Raw genomic sequence first — 12,774 nt, forward strand, 5'->3', positions numbered from 1 at the left:
ATATTCGGGTTTATACAATGCGGCCAACGCAGTCGAAATTGTTAACAAAGAAACACTATCTTTCGGTTGCATTCAGCTTACGGGGTTCGGGGCCCCAACGACATTTTAAGGAGTGTTTTCGCAAGGCGTCAGCCTTATCCCCCGACAACGTTATCGGACACCGACCCGCCACGGCCTGGCCGCGGTCTGTGAAAGATGACTCCGCCGCTTGCCCGTGCGCTCCCAGCGACGGCAGGCGATCGTTCTGATACGCGGCAAGCCAAGCAAACGGATTACCTGTGTGCGTCACCCGCAGGGATGTGCTTTGCCGCGCTGATAGAGGAGTACAAATGTTGACGAGTTCAATAGGGCCAGCGCAGCCAGAGGAGAAAGCGCCCGGGGCGAACGCCCGGACCCGATTGCGGGAATTGCTGACTGCCCCCGGCACAATGCAACGTGTTCGCGTGGCAGCACATCGCACCGTACTGGTGGCAGGTGTGGGCGCGATCGGTGCAATCGGTGTCATGTTCGTCAAACCCGAACTGACCGACCATATCAAGGCGATGTCGCCGTTTGCCGCGTCCAGCATGCAGCAGGCAGCGGCCTCGCCAGTCGCCAGCCCGGATGTGCTGGTGGCGGCACCGGCTGCAGCCATGCCGGCCGCACAAGCCGCAGCAGCGCCTGCGCAAACTATTCAGGCAACCTTGTCGGCAACGCCGGTGGCTATCGCACCAGCGGCCGCAAGCGCAGCCGCAGCGGCACCGGAGCAAGTCAATGCCGTCGAGCATGCCGCCAGCATCCCGGCAAGCGAAGGCAAGGAAGTTGCAACCAAGGAACAGAAGTGGGTCACCAACTGGCTGGCCAAGCGTTACCGCGTGGCGGGAGATGCCGCCAACATGCTGGTCGGCGCAACCTACCGCACGGCCAGGGAAGTCAAGATCGACCCGCTGCTGGTGCTGGCGGTGATGGCCATCGAGTCCGGCTTCAATCCCTTTGCCGAAAGCCCGGTGGGCGCGCAGGGGCTGATGCAGGTGATGTCCAAGGTGCACCATGACAAGTTCCAGCCGCTTGGCGGCGTCAAGGCGGCGCTGAACCCGGTGGCCAACATCAAGGTCGGCGCCACCATCCTGAAGGAATACGTCAGCCGTGGCGGCTCGGTGGAGTCGGGGCTGAAGATGTACGTGGGCGCAGCCGCATTCGAAAATGATGCCGGCTATGGCTACAAGGTGCTGGCCGAATACAAGCGTCTCAAGGAAGTGGCCAGCGGCAAGTCCGTTCCCTGGACCACGGCGACCACGGCAACCGTGGCAGCGAAGACGCCGCCCAAGCCGGCAACACCGCCGGCCGATGACAAGGTGGATGCGCTGACCCAGGCCGAAACGCCGTCGCGGCATGAAAAGACGCAGGACCAGGACGGCATCGTCGCCGCCCTCTGATCGTCTGATACCCTGGCAAGCCGATAGCCTCACAACCTGAAAGCCGCCGGCAGCCCGGCGGTTTTTTATACCCTGAAAAAGCCGCGCAGCCGGCTTACCGCTTCCTGCAGGTTTTCCATCGATGTTGCATAGGAAACCCGTATGTACTGGTGTGCGGTGTACGGCCCGAAATCCAGGCCCGGCACCATTACTACACCCGCCTCGTTGAGCATCTGCAGCGTCAGCCGGTCGGCGTCGTCCGACAACGCGCTGCAATCGGCATAGACATAGAACGCGCCGTCGGGCGTCACCGGCACCTTCAATCCCAGTTCCCGCAAGGCCGGCACGATATAGTCGCGCCGGCGCCTGAACTCGGCCTTGCGCTCCTCATAGATGGCAATGGCTTCCGGCGTGAAGCAGGCCACGCCCGCATGCTGGGCAATGCTGGACGCGCAGATGAACAGGTTCTGCGCCAGTTTCTCGATGGCCCGCACCATGTTTTCCGGCACCACCAGCCAGCCCAGGCGCCATCCCGTCATATTGAAATACTTGGAAAAGCTGTTGATGACGATGATGTCCTCGCCCAGCGACAACGCCGAGAACGGCGCCTCGTCATAGGTCAGGCCCTGGTATATCTCGTCGACGATGGTGAAGCCGCCCTTTTCCCGCACCACGCCGGCGATGCGGCGCAGTTCATCATGCGCGATCGACGTGCCGGTCGGATTGGATGGCGAAGCCAGCAGCACGCCGCGGGTGGCATCGCTCCAATGTTCCCGCACCATCGCCTCGGACAGCTGAAAACGCTGTTCCGGACCGCTGGGCACCATGCGCGCCCGGCCTTCGAAAGCAGCGACGAAATGCCGGTTGCAGGGATAGGAAGGATCGGGCATCAGCACTTCGCTGCCCGGCTCCACCAGCGCGGCGCAGGCCAAGAGCAGCGCCGCCGAGGCGCCGGCGGTGATGATGATGCGGCCGGGCGCGATGTCCAGGCCGTACACCTGGCGGTAATGATCGGAAATAGCATCGCGCAGCGCCGGCAAGCCGGTTGCGGCAGTGTATTGCAGCTGCCCGTCGGCCATTGCCCGGGTGGCCGCGGCCACTACCGGTGGCGGCGCTGTGAAGTCCGGCTCTCCGATGCCCATGTGGATGATGCTGCGCCCTTCCCGCTCCAGCCGGGTCGCCATCTTGGCCAGCTCCATGACATGAAACGGTGCGATATGGTCGAGGCGGGAGGCGAGATGGTTCAGATCCATGAACAGCAATCCTTGGCGGTCGGGGTTGGAACAGGAAAATGATGCGGCCGGAGCAGGCTCCGGCCGGAAATGTGATGCTTGCTGCGCGCTTGCCGAACGCCGCTCAGGCGCCGCGGGCGGCGCCGGTTTCCACCGTGCGCACCCTGGCGGCCAGCTTGTCGAGCACGCCGTTGACGTACTTGTGGCCGTCGATGCCGCCAAAGGACTTGGTCAGCTCCACCGCCTCGTTGATCACCACCTTGTAGGGAATTTCCAGGTGGTGTTCCAACTCATAGGCGCCGATCAGCAATGCCGCATGCTCGATCGGCGACAGCTGGTCCAGCGGCCTGTCGATCAGCGGCGCGATCTGCGCGCGCAGCTTGACGACATCGCGGATGGCGCCATGCAGCACGGTGTCGAAATGGGCGGCATCGGCCTTGTCGAAGCCGTGCGCCTGGCGGATATGGGCATCGATCACGCCAGAGTCTTCATTGTTGAGCAGCCACTGGTAGAGGCCCTGGAGCGCGAACTCGCGCGCGCGGTGGCGCGGGGTGCGGTTCTTGCTGGGATTGGCATGCTGGGATTTCTGGTTCATAACGGCCTTGGTCCGCGCCTGGCGGACATACATTCAGATTGATTCAGATTGAGTAAGGAAAAGCGCCCTTGCGGATCACTCTTCTTCGCTGACTTCGGCCAGTTCTTCCAGCGCCATCGCCAGATTGGCCATCTCGACCGCGACGCGGCCGGCATCCGCGCCCTTCTCGGCCATGCGCACTTCCGCCTGCTCGTCGTTCTCGGTAGTCAGCACGGCATTGGCGATCGGAATGCCGTAGTCGAGGCCGACGCGGGTGATGCCGGCGCCGGACTCGTTGGATACCAGTTCGAAGTGATAGGTCTCGCCGCGGATCACCGCGCCGAGCGCGACCAGCGCGTCGAACTGGTGGGTTTCCGCCATTTTCTGCAGCGCCAGCGGGATTTCCAGCGCGCCGGGAACGGTGACATGCAGCACGTCTTCATCAGCCACGCCCAGGCGCTTGAGTTCGGCCAGGCAGGCGGAGAGCAGGCCATGGCAGACATCCTCGTTGAAACGGGCCTGGACAATACCGATACGCAGGCCCTGGCCGTCCAGGTTGCTTTCATAGATGCCAACTGTCATTTTCTTCCTTCGTGCGCCTAAGCGTCATTCGTTGATCAGCGGAGACGGCAGCCTGCAGGCTCGCCGTCTCCCAAGTAGTCTGTTTAATTTTCCGGGCAGGCCCGAAAGCCCATCACTTCCAAGTCGAAGCCTGTCATGGACGGCATTTTCCGCGGACTCGCCAGCAGCGTCATCTTGCCCACGCCCAGGTCTTTCAGGATCTGGGCGCCGATGCCGTAGGTGCGCAAGTCCATGCGCGCGCTGCGCGACGGCGAGCGCTCCTGCTGCGGCGCGGCCAGCGCCTCGAACTGGGCAAACATCTGGTCGGCCGATTCCTCGCAATTGAGCAGCACCACCACGCCGCGCTCGGCGGCCTTGATGGCTTCCAGCGCCGAGGCCATGGTCCAGGAATGGGTGGTCGCCTGGCTTTCCAGCAGATCGAGGATGGAGACCGGCTGGTGCACCCGCACCAGGCTTTCCTGTTGCGGCGACAGCTCGCCATGCACCAGCGCCAGGTGCGCGCCGCGGCTGGGCTTGTCGCGATAGGCGATGGCGCGGAAGGTGCCGTGCACGGTCTGCATGGTGCGCTCCGCCACCCGTTCGACGATGCTCTCGTGCTGGCTGCGGTAATGGATCAGGTCGGCGATGGTGCCGATCTTCAGGTTATGCTCGCGGCCGAATTCGATCAGGTCGGGCAGGCGCGCCATGCTGCCGTCGTCCTTCATGATCTCGCAGATCACCGCGGCCGGCGTCAGGCCGGCCAGTTCGGCGAAGTCGCAGCCGGCTTCGGTATGGCCTGCGCGCATCAGCACGCCGCCCTTGACCGCCTTCAGGGGGAAGATATGGCCGGGCTGGACGATGTCCGACGGTTTCGCATGGCGCGCCACCGCGGTCTTGATGGTGGTGGCGCGGTCGGCGGCGGAAATGCCCGTGGTGACGCCTTCGGCGGCCTCGATCGATACGGTGAAGTTGGTGCCGTAGGACGTGCCGTTACGGGAAGTCATCATCGCCAGGTTGAGCTGTTCGCAGCGCTCCTCGGTCAGCGTCAGGCAGATCAGGCCGCGGCCGTACTTGGCCATGAAATTGATGGCTTCGGGAGTGACGAACTCGGCGGCGAGCACCAGGTCGCCCTCGTTTTCGCGGTCTTCCTCGTCGACCAGGATGACCATGCGGCCGGCGCGCAGCTCGGCAACGATTTCTTGCGTAGTTGAAAGAGACATAAGACAGTTCCAGGGACAGACCGCTATTTTAATGGATTTGCCTTGCGGCCCGGCGCTTATTGCCTCCGTATCATTCCGGGCAATTGCTGCGCGCGTCGGCCTGCGACACATTGCTGCCGGGCGCCACGTCATGCGTCAGCCAGACATTGCCGCCGATGGTGGAGCCGCGGCCGATGGTGATGCGGCCGAGTATGGTGGCGCCGGCATAGATCACCACATCGTCCTCGACGATCGGGTGACGGGCATTGCCCTTGATCAGCGCGCCGGTGGCGTCGGCCGGGAAACGGCGCGCGCCCAGGGTGACGGCCTGGTACAGCCGCACATGCTGGCCGATCACCGCGGTTTCACCGATGACTACGCCAGTGCCGTGGTCGATGAAGAAGCTGCCGCCGATCTGCGCCGCCGGATGGATGTCGATGCCGGTGTCGGAATGGGCGATATCGGAAATGAGGCGCGCCACCAGTTTGGCGTCGAGCCGGTACAGCGCATGCGCGAGGCGGTAGTAGATGACAGCCACGGTACCGGGATAGCAAAGCAAAATTTCGGAAATGCTGGTGGCCGCCGGGTCGCCCTGATAGGCGGCCTGCAGGTCGCTGACCAGCAGCGCCCGGATCGCCGGCAACTGGCTGGCGAATTCCCGGGTGATCTGCTGCGCCCGCTCGGTGAGCTGGGCGCCGGTGAGCTTGCCGGCATCGGTGCTGAACACCAGCCCGCGGCGGACCTGCTCCGACAGCAGCGACAGCGTGGTGTTCAGGGTATCGCCGACGAAGTAGTCGATGCTTTCGTCAGTCAGCCCCGCACGGCCGTAATGCGTTGGAAACAGCGCAGCGCACAGCCCCTGCAGTATGCCCACCAGCGCCGTCTTGGAAGGCAGTTCGCGGATATTGCCCTGGTACCGGATCTTGTGCGTGACTTCACGCGAATCGCGCAGTTGCGCAACCACGGTGTCGAGGTTCCAGTGTGCCGGGGCGGAGGCGCCGGGAAGGGTGTCAGCCATAGTGTGTCCTGTTGGTCTGGGGCTAGTCGATGCATATCGACGGCCTTGGATTGCAATGTTTCCGGATTATAGAAGCGCATTGCAAAACGCACAGGAAGCGCCGGGGCAGCAAGGCTGGGCCGAGGCCGCAAGTAATGACGGGGCGCCGGCCCGGACTCAGTTCAGGCCGCGCCCTTGGCGCTCAGCATCCGCTCGACATAACGCGCAATCAGGTCGATCTCCAGGTTCACCCTGCTGCCGGCCTGCAGGTGCTTCAGGGTGGTGACCTGTATCGTGTGCGGAATCAGGTTGATCGAGAACTCGCTGCCGGCGGCGGTATCTTCCACCCGGTTCACGGTCAGCGACACGCCGTTGACCACGATCGAGCCCTTGTAGGCCAGGTATTTGCCCAGTTCGCGCGGCGCTTGCACCACCAGTTCCCAGGACTCGCCCACCGGCTCGAAACGGCGCACCGTGCCCAGGCCGTCGACATGGCCCGACACCAGGTGGCCGCCCAGGCGGTCGGCCAGGGTCAGCGCCTTTTCCAGGTTGACTTCGCCCGGCTGGTCCAGCCCGGCGGTGCGGTTCAGGCTCTCGCGCGAGACATCGACGTCGAACTGGCTGTCGGTCTTGGCGACCACGGTCATGCAGGCGCCGTTGATGGCGATCGAGTCGCCGATGGCGACATCGGCCAGCGGCAGGCCGCCGGCGGCTATCGTCAGGCGCACGCCGGCATCGGCGGCGCTGCCCAGGGGCGTCAGGGTCTGTATGCTGCCGACGGCAGCGACGATTCCGGTAAACATAAGCAGATTCAGGTCAGGGGAAACGGGCAAGGATACGCAAATCCGGACCGAGTTGCTTGACTTCATGAAAAGCCAGGCGCGGCTGGCCGCCCAGTTCCTGCAGCGCCGGCAGGTCGAACATGCCCTGCGCATCGCCCAGCAGCGTCGGCGCCAGGTACAGCAGCAGTTCGTCGACACAGCCTTCGCGCAGCAGCGAGCCGTTGAGCTTGAAGCCGGCCTCGACATGCAGCTCGTTGAGCTGGCGCCGGCCGAGTTCCTTCATCAGTTCCGGCAGGTCGACCTTGCCGTGCGCATTCGGCAGCAGCAGCACGTCGGCGCCGCGCTCGCGCAGCCGGGCCTCTTTGTCGGCATCCGGCTGCGCGGCCACGATCCAGGTGCCGCCGCCTTCCAGGATGCGGGCGTCGGGGCTGATCTGCAGGCGGCTGTCGATCACGATGCGCTGCGGCTGGCGTGGCGTGTCGATCGCGCGCACCGTCATCTGCGGGTCGTCCTCGAGCACGGTGCCGATGCCGGTGAGCACGGCGCAGGCGCGCGCCCGCCACCAGTGGCCATCGTCGCGCGCCTCTTGCGAGGTGATCCACTGGCTCACGCCGTTATGCAGCGCGGTGCGGCCGTCCAGGCTGGCCGCCGCCTTCATCCGCACCCAGGGACTGCCGCGCTCCATCCGCGAAAAGAAACCGATGTTCAGCTCCCGCGCCTGCTGCGCCAGCAGGCCGCTTTCGGTGGCGATGCCGGCGGCGCGAAGCTTTGCCATGCCCTGCCCCGCCACCAGGGGATTGGGGTCCTGCATTGCCGCCACCACGCGTGCCAGGCCGGCCGCCACCAGCGCGTCGGCGCAGGGCGGCGTGCGGCCATGGTGGCTGCACGGCTCCAGCGTCACGTAGGCGGTGGCGCCGCGCACATCGTGGCCTCTGGCGGCGGCGTCGCGCAGCGCCTGGACTTCGGCATGGGCCTGGCCGGCGGCCTGGGTATGGCCGGCGCCAAGCAGCATGCCGTCGCGCACGATGACACAGCCCACGCGCGGATTCGGGGCGGTGATGAACATGCCTTTTTCGGCCCAGTCCAGGGCCAGCTGCATGGCTTGCAGGTCGGAATTGATATGCACGACGGTGTGTTTTGCAGGGGGAGAGGCGGCTATTCTAGCAAGCCGACTTGTCGCGTTCCGGGTTGCAGGCGCGCGGCCGGCCGAGCAGGTTGACGATGACCTTGCGCCTGAGGTCGCCGGCCCTGAATTCCCATGAACCCGCCTGCGCGCTGCCGCTGCCGGTGCGGCTGCGGCCATTGGCGCCATAGGCAATATGCGGCACGCGGTTGTCGTTGAAATTGCCGGTGATGGCAATGCCGGCAGGCGGCGGCCCATGGCTGGCCACGATGTCCTCGCCGGCATCCGGCCGCAGGTTGCCATTGCGGTCGACCAGCACCATCCAGCCGCTGTCCCAGCCGGCGCCGCTTGCCAGCAGCACCACCGGCGTGCCGCGGCGCAGGGCTTCGGAGCGGGTAAGGGTTACGGCGGCGAAGAAGTCGTTGGCGGTGGTGGTGAGCCTTTGCCGCTGCAGCAGCGCCTGCAGCGATGGCGCCGCCATGCCCATCAACAGGGCGGCGACCGCCAGCACAGACAGCATTTCCAGCAGCGTATGGCCAGCGCGCCGGTTCATGGCCAGCAGGCGGCAAGTTTGCCGTCGGCCCGCCGCTGGCCGCGGCTGTCCAGCCGCAACACGCCGCAGTCGGGGTCGGCATGGTTGGCCCGCGCGCCAGGGCCGCCGGGATGGGCGACGACGCTGACGCAGCGCGCCAGGCTTTCGCCGTCGCAGGCGGTGGCGCTGAGAAGATAGGCGCTGTCGGCCGGGCTGGCGCCGGAATGCCATTTGAAGGGACCTGGCGCCGCGGCGTCGAAGGCATGATAGCGACCGTGTCGTGAAAAATGGCGCTCCTGCTGCTGCATCAGCATCAGCAATGCCGACCTGGCCTCGGCCCGGCGCTGGCTGCGCGCCAGGCTCTGCCAGCTTGCCGCGCCAACAGCCGCCAGCGCCGCGCAGAGCGCCAGCGCCATCAGCAATTCCGGCAGTGTATGGCCGCCAGCCTTATCGTTGCGATGCCGCATTGCGCATGGCCTCCCAGTCTACGACTTCGCGCCATCCCAGGCGGCCGGCGCGCGACCTGCGCACCATGGAGGCCACTGGCTGCCCGCCGGCACTGCCTCCCAGGACGGTGTGGCGTGTTCCGACAATTCCCGCGCCGGCGCCGCCAGCCGGCCATGGCTGTGCCGGCTGGCGCTCCGCAATGACGTTGAGCGTCCGTGCAGGCTACATCGGCACTGCCAGCCACGGCGCCGTGACACCAAGCGGCGACAGTCCGTTCTGCGCATTCAGCAGATACAGGCTGCCGTTGGCGGCGCAGGAGGCGGCGCCAGGCAGCATGGTGACGATGCTTGCAATGCCATCCTCGACCAGCGGACTGGCCAGCAGGCGCTCGCCGGGCACCGGGAAATCGAGCACCCAGCCGGCGGATGAATTAGTCCCGCCATCGAGCCGGTAAGCGCCCGCCTTGTCCGCGACCAGCTTGCGTACAGCGAGGTCAGCGCGCGCCAGCGTGGCGGCGGCCTGCCCGTCCGCAACGGCATACAGCGACTGGACCGACTTGTCCTGCGCATCGCCTCCTTCCAGCAGCCGGCCGGTGCCAAACAGCAGCAGAAGGCCGCCATCCGGACGGTAAAGCGCGCGCGGCGCACTGGTGATGGGCTGACGTCGGCCGCTTGCATCGGCGGCGACAAACAGCGGCTGGCCGGAACCGGTGGCCTGCGGCCAGGGCGGCTGGCCGGCGCTGAAATCGAGCCGCCAAAGCCGGCCCTGCAGATCGCCGGCATAGGCCAGCCGCACGCTGCCATCGGTGTGCGCGATCAGCGCCGGCTGCCCCAGGCCATTGGGCAGCGCGGCGCTGCCGGCGGGCAGCAGGAACTTGAAGTAATTGCGGTTCTGCTGCCATGGCGCGGCCGGGTCCTTGTCGAGCGAGAGCAGGAACAGCGCGCCCGGCCCGGCCGGATTCGAGCGCCCCTCGCCGTCGGCATGGTGACTGTTGTAGCCCGAAGCAACCACGATGAAATCACCATACTGCCCGGCACCGGTACGAAAGCGCGCCAGTGCAGGCGGATGAAAGAGATTGCCCATGTCGGGATCGTCGCCGTCGGTGAACTCGAACAGCACGCCGTCGCCGCTGGCAAAGCGCGCCGGATTGCTGATATCGAGCGCGAACACGCCCTGGGCGCCACTGCCGAGCGCGCCGGCCAGCACGGTTTTCCAGGCGCCGCGCACCAGCGCATTGCCGGCGGCCAGGCCGCCTTCGGCATACGGGCTGGCGGCATAAGCTGCCGTGGGCAGCCGTGGCCATCGCGGCCGCAGCGCCAGCGGCAGATAGGCAAACAGTTCGCCGCCGCTGGCTGCGTCGAAGCCGTGCACCATGCTGTCATTGGCCTGCAGATAGACCGCGGCTGGCCGATTGGCATGCGTTGACTGGAATGCCTGATAGCGCGGATCAGCCCCTGCCGGCGCCGGCGGACCCACGAACAGGGGCGCGCCGACCACGCTTGCGCCCAGCAGGCTGGCGCGGTGCCGGAACCGGCCTTGCCGGAAGCCGGTTTCCATTGCCCGCGCGCCGCGCAGATAGGCCAACCGGCTGGCGCCTTCGCCGTCGGCCACGCCGCCGGCGCCGGTCGACAGCAGCGACTGGCCGGCCCGATCCAACGCGGTCCAGTCCAGGGGGACGGTGCGCCAGCGTTCGCCCTCACGCTGGCCGGTATAGAGCGCGCGCAGCGCCGGATCATGGCTTTCCAGCAGAACAGCGGCATCCCAGGCAGGCGCGCCAGCGGGGACGGGGCGGCCGGCCTGATCACGTGTCAGCGCGTATTTCTTCAGGTTGCCATCTACGCCCGAGGCGCTGGCTGCGGACTGGTACAGCGCTGTTGCCGCCGGATCGATGGCGCTGGCAATGCAGGCGCCCGCCCGCGCCAGCTGCGCGGCATTGGCCAGGTCGAGCGACGGCATGGCAGCAGCCAGTCCGGACAGCAGCCATGCGACAAGCAGCAGCGCGCATCGCATCTCAGCCTCCCCCCGCCCGGCGGTACCAGGCCTGCAACAGCACCCGGGTCTCTTCCTGTACGCCAAAGCCAACGGCGCTGATGCAGTAAAGCGCGCCGGCGCCGGCGAGGTCGGCGCTGCTGCCGGCGCGGCGGTCGGGATAGGCTTCAATCAGGTAGCGCGGCCGCCGCGCCGGGAAGCCGCCGCCAGCGACCGGCATGGACTGCCCGGTGAAGCGTCCATAGGGAACGCTGCGCATGCTGGCCTCGCCCTCATCCAGGAAGTCGACGGCAAGCCAGGCTGGCGCAGTGCCCTGCCCGGCGCACAGGCCCAGCAGCGGATTGCCGACGCCGGCGCCGCAGCCGGCCGGGAACGCTGGCGACACGGAAGCCAGCAACGCGGAACGCGGGCTGGCGCCGGCCGGTTGCTCAATGTCGCGCTGGGCGTCGAGCAAGGCGGCTTCGGCCGCCTGGAAAGCCGTCTTGCGGTCACGGTCGTTGCGCGCCGCCCGCTCCTCCTGCAATGCAATGCGTGCGCCTGACAGGCCCAGCATCAGCGCCACCGCCATGACCAGCAGGCACAGCAGCAAGGCACTGCCGCCGGGACGGCTCATGGCGCCACCGGATCAGGATTGCGCAGGTAGACGGTAGCGCCGTAGATCCGGCGCGACAGCCTGCGACTGGCAGTGGGAAGCTGGGATGCCTGGATCACCGAGCCAGGATCGGCGCTGCCGTCGTAAGCCGGGCCAAACAGCGCGTAGCTGCCGGCATTGGCGGCGTCGGTCTGCGTGCCGCGCGCCAGCAGCGCGACCCTGACCGCGCCAACTGCCTGCCAGGCGCCGGCCTGCGCCTGCACCCCGGTGGCGTTGACAAAGCGTCCCGGCGTGACGCCGGGCTGGGCCCGGATGCCGTACAGCACCTGGAAGCCCTCGATGCCACGCACCAGCGCATCGGATTTCCAGCCGTTCGGGCCGCGGTATTTGCAGCGCAGCTCAGGTTCGCCGCCGGCGTCATTGGCGATATAGAAGATGCTCCAGCCGCCTTGCCCGCCATCGGCGCTAACGGCCGCGCCGGCGCAGTTCTGGATTGCGCCATCGCCGTCGCCCTGCCCGCTGCCATCGAATCGCAATGCCAGCACGTCGCTGCCATTGACCGCGCTGCCATACGGCCCGTCGATGCCATCGGCGGCATCCTTGAGCGACCTTGCGTCCAGCCCGCTGACAGGCTGCAGCGTCGCCGCACCGCTGCCGGCCGCGCTCCAGTCGCGGTAGCCGGCCTGCCGCACTGCGCGGCTGATCAGTTCCAGTGCGAAGCGACCGCTCTCTTCCATTCGCGCCCGGTCGTCATGCAGCAGGTAGGCGCTGCGCACGGCCAATAGCAGGGAGATCGAGGCCAGCACCAGCATCATGCCAATGGCCAGCGCCGCCATCAGTTCGGGCAGGGACAAACCGGCCGCATGCCGGCGCGGCGCGGGCTTCATGGCTGCGCCGGCGCGACGACGATCACCACGTCCGGATGCGGTACAGCGCCGTCGGCCGCGCTGCCCCAGCCCAGCTTCACCACCTGCGGGCCGGATGCCTCGCCGCTGCATGCCCATCGATAGGCGCCGGCCGCTTCGTCCCAGGGCGCGGCATCCTGGCAGATCAGGGCCCGGCCGGCGGGCAGCGCCGCGGCAACCCGGGCCTGCCAGGCCGCCTGTTCGGCCGCATCGGGCGCTGCGCCTGCGCGCAGGCGCTCGGCCATGTCGACCGCCAGCTGCATTGCCACGCCATGCAGCGCCGACTGCCGGGCAGCGTGCAGCGAACGCCACTGCAATTCGAGCAGGCTCAATGCGGCCAGCGACAGCAGGCACAGCACGATCAGCACTTCGATCAGGGTAAAGCCGCGCGCAGTATTTCCCATGGTCGCAAACTCCGGCAATAGCCCGCCAGCCGCAGGCGCGGCG

The 12,774-nt window shown here is 66.9% G+C and carries 14 protein-coding genes; 1 reads left to right on the forward strand and 13 read right to left on the reverse strand.

Annotation, left to right across the window (positions count from 1 at the left end):
- Positions 1 to 443: 443 nt before the first annotated feature.
- On the forward strand, positions 444 to 1,415 hold the full coding sequence (locus KTQ42_RS12115) for a transglycosylase SLT domain-containing protein (protein ID WP_349292142.1): 972 nt from the start codon (positions 444 to 446) through the stop codon (positions 1,413 to 1,415).
- Positions 1,416 to 1,480: 65 nt separating this feature from the next.
- Here the strand turns inward: KTQ42_RS12115 and KTQ42_RS12120 are convergent, their stop codons facing one another.
- The 13 genes from KTQ42_RS12120 to KTQ42_RS12180 form a co-directional block, all read right to left on the reverse strand.
- Complete coding sequence (locus KTQ42_RS12120) at positions 1,481 to 2,647, reverse strand: pyridoxal phosphate-dependent aminotransferase (protein ID WP_217345725.1); 1,167 nt, start codon at positions 2,645 to 2,647, stop codon at positions 1,481 to 1,483.
- Positions 2,648 to 2,750: 103 nt separating this feature from the next.
- On the reverse strand, positions 2,751 to 3,221 hold the full coding sequence (gene nusB / locus KTQ42_RS12125; protein WP_217345726.1) for a transcription antitermination factor NusB: 471 nt from the start codon (positions 3,219 to 3,221) through the stop codon (positions 2,751 to 2,753).
- Positions 3,222 to 3,296: 75 nt separating this feature from the next.
- Positions 3,297 to 3,782: a 6,7-dimethyl-8-ribityllumazine synthase gene (ribH, locus tag KTQ42_RS12130; protein WP_217345727.1), complete on the reverse strand. Its 486-nt coding sequence runs from the start codon at positions 3,780 to 3,782 to the stop codon at positions 3,297 to 3,299.
- An 83-nt stretch (positions 3,783 to 3,865) separates the two neighbouring features.
- On the reverse strand, positions 3,866 to 4,981 hold the full coding sequence (ribBA, locus tag KTQ42_RS12135) for a bifunctional 3,4-dihydroxy-2-butanone-4-phosphate synthase/GTP cyclohydrolase II (protein WP_217345728.1): 1,116 nt from the start codon (positions 4,979 to 4,981) through the stop codon (positions 3,866 to 3,868).
- A 70-nt stretch (positions 4,982 to 5,051) separates the two neighbouring features.
- Positions 5,052 to 5,978 (reverse strand): serine O-acetyltransferase EpsC, encoded by a 927-nt coding sequence (epsC, locus tag KTQ42_RS12140; protein ID WP_217345729.1) that lies wholly within the window; start codon positions 5,976 to 5,978, stop codon positions 5,052 to 5,054.
- A gap of 161 nt (positions 5,979 to 6,139) precedes the next feature.
- Positions 6,140 to 6,760 carry a riboflavin synthase gene (locus KTQ42_RS12145; RefSeq protein ID WP_217345730.1) on the reverse strand — a complete coding sequence of 207 codons (621 nt, stop codon included), beginning with the start codon at positions 6,758 to 6,760 and terminating at the stop codon, positions 6,140 to 6,142.
- Positions 6,761 to 6,773: 13 nt separating this feature from the next.
- Entirely contained in the window at positions 6,774 to 7,865 is a 1,092-nt protein-coding gene (ribD, locus tag KTQ42_RS12150; RefSeq protein ID WP_349292143.1) for a bifunctional diaminohydroxyphosphoribosylaminopyrimidine deaminase/5-amino-6-(5-phosphoribosylamino)uracil reductase RibD, read from the reverse strand.
- A 34-nt stretch (positions 7,866 to 7,899) separates the two neighbouring features.
- The gene (locus tag KTQ42_RS12155; RefSeq protein WP_217345731.1) at positions 7,900 to 8,415 is read right to left on the reverse strand and encodes a GspH/FimT family pseudopilin; all 516 of its coding nucleotides are present in this window, start codon (positions 8,413 to 8,415) and stop codon (positions 7,900 to 7,902) included.
- Positions 8,412 to 8,861 carry a type IV pilin protein gene (locus KTQ42_RS12160; RefSeq protein WP_217345732.1) on the reverse strand — a complete coding sequence of 150 codons (450 nt, stop codon included), beginning with the start codon at positions 8,859 to 8,861 and terminating at the stop codon, positions 8,412 to 8,414. Before KTQ42_RS12160 ends, KTQ42_RS12155 begins: the two co-directional genes overlap by 4 nt.
- A gap of 202 nt (positions 8,862 to 9,063) precedes the next feature.
- The gene (locus KTQ42_RS12165; protein WP_217345733.1) at positions 9,064 to 10,851 is read right to left on the reverse strand and encodes a PilC/PilY family type IV pilus protein; all 1,788 of its coding nucleotides are present in this window, start codon (positions 10,849 to 10,851) and stop codon (positions 9,064 to 9,066) included.
- 1 nt (position 10,852) lies between these two features.
- Positions 10,853 to 11,443 (reverse strand): PilX N-terminal domain-containing pilus assembly protein, encoded by a 591-nt coding sequence (locus KTQ42_RS12170; RefSeq protein WP_217345734.1) that lies wholly within the window; start codon positions 11,441 to 11,443, stop codon positions 10,853 to 10,855.
- Complete coding sequence (locus KTQ42_RS12175; RefSeq protein WP_217345735.1) at positions 11,440 to 12,309, reverse strand: PilW family protein; 870 nt, start codon at positions 12,307 to 12,309, stop codon at positions 11,440 to 11,442. Before KTQ42_RS12175 ends, KTQ42_RS12170 begins: the two co-directional genes overlap by 4 nt.
- Positions 12,306 to 12,731 (reverse strand): prepilin-type N-terminal cleavage/methylation domain-containing protein, encoded by a 426-nt coding sequence (locus KTQ42_RS12180; protein ID WP_217345736.1) that lies wholly within the window; start codon positions 12,729 to 12,731, stop codon positions 12,306 to 12,308. Before KTQ42_RS12180 ends, KTQ42_RS12175 begins: the two co-directional genes overlap by 4 nt.
- Positions 12,732 to 12,774: the final 43 nt, after the last annotated feature.

This window comes from Noviherbaspirillum sp. L7-7A (assembly GCF_019052805.1).
Taxonomy (GTDB): domain Bacteria; phylum Pseudomonadota; class Gammaproteobacteria; order Burkholderiales; family Burkholderiaceae_D; genus Noviherbaspirillum_A.

Bases quoted from the DNA above. Each gene is read 5' to 3' on its own strand.
- KTQ42_RS12155 (WP_217345731.1), bottom strand. From the start codon at position 8,415: ATGAACCGGCGCGCTGGCCATACGCTGCTGGAAATGCTGTCTGTGCTG.
- KTQ42_RS12145 (WP_217345730.1), bottom strand. From the start codon at position 6,760: ATGTTTACCGGAATCGTCGCTGCCGTCGGCAGCATACAGACCCTGACG.
- KTQ42_RS12175 (WP_217345735.1), bottom strand. From the start codon at position 12,309: ATGAAGCCCGCGCCGCGCCGGCATGCGGCCGGTTTGTCCCTGCCCGAA.
- KTQ42_RS12170 (WP_217345734.1), bottom strand. From the start codon at position 11,443: ATGAGCCGTCCCGGCGGCAGTGCCTTGCTGCTGTGCCTGCTGGTCATG.
- KTQ42_RS12165 (WP_217345733.1), bottom strand. From the start codon at position 10,851: ATGCGATGCGCGCTGCTGCTTGTCGCATGGCTGCTGTCCGGACTGGCT.
- ribBA (WP_217345728.1), bottom strand. From the start codon at position 4,981: ATGTCTCTTTCAACTACGCAAGAAATCGTTGCCGAGCTGCGCGCCGGC.
- nusB (WP_217345726.1), bottom strand. From the start codon at position 3,221: ATGAACCAGAAATCCCAGCATGCCAATCCCAGCAAGAACCGCACCCCG.
- KTQ42_RS12160 (WP_217345732.1), bottom strand. From the start codon at position 8,861: ATGCGGCATCGCAACGATAAGGCTGGCGGCCATACACTGCCGGAATTG.
- KTQ42_RS12120 (WP_217345725.1), bottom strand. From the start codon at position 2,647: ATGGATCTGAACCATCTCGCCTCCCGCCTCGACCATATCGCACCGTTT.
- ribH (WP_217345727.1), bottom strand. From the start codon at position 3,782: ATGACAGTTGGCATCTATGAAAGCAACCTGGACGGCCAGGGCCTGCGT.
- epsC (WP_217345729.1), bottom strand. From the start codon at position 5,978: ATGGCTGACACCCTTCCCGGCGCCTCCGCCCCGGCACACTGGAACCTC.
- KTQ42_RS12180 (WP_217345736.1), bottom strand. From the start codon at position 12,731: ATGGGAAATACTGCGCGCGGCTTTACCCTGATCGAAGTGCTGATCGTG.